This window comes from Methanobacterium sp., assembly GCA_030017655.1.
Classification (GTDB): Archaea; Methanobacteriota; Methanobacteria; order Methanobacteriales; family Methanobacteriaceae; genus Methanobacterium_D.
The window spans coordinates 1-965 of record JASEIM010000063.1 but is presented as its reverse complement, the minus strand read 5'-3'; the positions used below and the strand labels follow the sequence as shown (position 1 = coordinate 965).

The following is a 965-nucleotide window of genomic DNA, read 5'->3' as shown; positions in this document are numbered from 1 at the left end:
AGAACAAACAGCAGACTACCAAATTACGTTACAGTAGATACATCAATCACTAATACAAATATACCATCAGACTTAAATCAATACCTTCAGTCAACTACAAACTGTCAGGTGACAGATTCAAGAATTAAGGCACTGGCAGCATCAATAACAAGCGGACTTAGTTCAAGTTATGATAAAGCAGTAGCAATATTCAACTGGGTAAGAGACAACATTAACTATTCATTTTACTACAATACCAAATATGGAGCAGCTAACACATTGAAATACAGACAGGGAAACTGTGTAGACCATTCACATTTAATCGTTGCGCTTGCAAGAAATGCAGGGTTGAAAGCAAGATATGTGCATGCTACAGCTAAATTTACAAGTGGTAATACCTACGGTCACGCTTGGGCTCAAATACTGGTTAATGGCAAATGGATAGATGCAGATGCTACCAGCAGCCAAAACTCCTTTGGAGTTATTAGAAACTGGAGTAATGCGGTTATACATGGAATTTATGATGTATTACCATTCTAAAATTACCATTCAACCAGCACTAAAAAATTAAAAATTTTTTGTGCATACAAAAACTTTCAGTTTTTGCAGCCGAGAAAGGAGTTTCTAATACTTACGAAACGTAGTTTCGTAGCCAGAAAAATCAAAGATTTGCATGTTTGCGAAATTATATTTCGCAACCGCAAAAAACAAAGTTTTTTGCATGCCCCCAATACACACAAATGTGTATTTGAGGGTTTTATTTTATTTAAAAATTAAAATTAGAAAATAAATTATAAATACTATTTTTAAAAGATTTAAGAAGTAATCATTGTTCCAATGCCTTTTTTAGTAAATATTTCAAGGAGTAATGAATGTTTAACCCTTCCATCTATAATATGCGCAGAAGAAACTCCTCCTTCAATAGCATTAATGCAGGTCATTGTTTTAGGAAGCATTCCTTCTGTTATGATTCCATCTTTTATAAG

Annotated in this window: 2 protein-coding genes; one reads left to right on the top strand and one right to left on the bottom strand. The window is 33.5% G+C overall.

Annotated elements, in window-relative coordinates; translation table 11 throughout:
* A partial coding sequence (locus QMD61_11615; protein ID MDI6725281.1) for a transglutaminase-like domain-containing protein occupies positions 1-519 on the top strand: 519 nt, incomplete at its 5' end.
* Between the two features lie 275 nt (positions 520-794).
* Here the strand turns inward: QMD61_11615 and QMD61_11610 are convergent.
* The coding region (locus QMD61_11610; protein MDI6725280.1) for an acetylglutamate kinase at positions 795-965 on the bottom strand (171 nt) is incomplete at its 5' end.